We start from the raw sequence: 1405 nt of genomic DNA, 5'->3' as shown, positions 1-1405 counted from the left end.
CACAAGCCAGAGCGATGCTAATGAAAACAGGTGAGGGCAATTACACTGGGATTTTTATAAAGCCAAACGCAGTTTAGGCTGACGCCTTATAACTTTCCAATAACGGGCGCAGACATGTGGGGCATAATGGCGCAGCCGCCCCGCGTGTATGCGTCCAAGCGAACGTAGTGAGTGTGTTGATTGGGTTGTTATATGACAATGCTAAAATAACCTAAGACCAATAACCGCGACACTTTAATTGAGGACTTTCTTTCTAAAAAAAAGAGTATAGCTAACCGTTAGCCAGTCATAGTTTACAGAAACAAGTCCCCAGCCTTTATTACCCATATTACCGCAGAGTTCTTCTAATTCTTTGAGCTTTGTGGAGCGCAGCTTGAATACCCCACCTACAGTTTTTACTTCGTATTTAAACCTATCCATATTTGAAAGCGACTCTTGTCATATAACGCTAAGCTTTGGGGCGCTAGCGCGTGGGCTAAAATCCGAGCGAAGCGAGCCAGCCCACGTGTAAGCGTCCCAGCGACCGAAGGGAGTGCCAACAGCGTTTTGTTAGGCGTACAACTGAAAGTACGCAGCTTTGCTGCCACCACTAGCCGATAAGGCCACTTATTTAAATTGTTGAAATTAAGATAAAACAACCCTGTGCGAAATGCCAGATGTTAAGGACATTGCTGGATAAAAGAGCGAGTTTAGAAAAGTGGTGATGCTTAATGTTGGCGTTGCGGTGTTGATAAAAAGCGCGTTGCTAAAGCCGATAAAACAACCGAGAAAGCTAGCCGTGAAGACAGCCTAGCGAAACAACCTTAATGCTGGAATGTCACGGCTGAACCTACTTTTTTATGCTGTAAGTAAATGACGCCTAACTTTTCAATAACGGGCGCAGGCGCGTGGGGCATAATGGCGAAGCCGCCCCGCGTGTATGCGTCCCAGCGAACGTAGTGAGCGAGTTTATTGAGTTGTTAGGTGACATCTCAAACATCCTTGAGCAAAACTATCAATAAAAACGAAGAAAGCGCAGAGAAAGCCATAGCTAAAAAGTATTTCCTTGCCAAATTATGAGCACACACAAAACTCGAATCACTTTGACGACCTTTCATATACGAGCGACTTATCAACGTAAAAGTCAGCTTGGGAGTTGCAAGTAAAATTAACTTTGTCGGCTCTACCGTTATACCAAAAAGCTTCAAATTGTCTTGCGACTTTAACTCTGTGCAAACTAGGTCGAGTGCATTGACGTATTTATACAAAAAATACAAATAAGAGAAAGCGCCACATAAAAAAAGAATTGTTCTTAAACTCTCCACTTGTCACCTAACTTTCCAATAACGGGCGCAGACATGTGGGGCATAATGGCGAAGCCGCCCCGCGTGTATGCGTCCCAGCGAACGTAGTGAGTGTGTTGATT

At 44.3% G+C, this 1405-nt stretch carries 1 protein-coding gene; it reads right to left on the bottom strand.

The features are described from left to right. Positions 1-234: 234 nt before the first annotated feature. Positions 235-420, bottom strand: coding sequence for a hypothetical protein (locus E5672_RS19700; protein WP_136783870.1), 186 nt, complete (start codon positions 418-420; stop codon positions 235-237). Positions 421-1405 lie beyond the last annotated feature (985 nt).

Origin of the sequence: Alteromonas portus (assembly GCF_005117025.1) — a bacterium.
In the GTDB taxonomy this organism is placed as follows: Bacteria; Pseudomonadota; Gammaproteobacteria; order Enterobacterales; family Alteromonadaceae; genus Alteromonas; species Alteromonas portus.
Note: the sequence above shows the minus strand (reverse complement) of the source record. Positions and strands in the feature narration are given on the sequence as shown.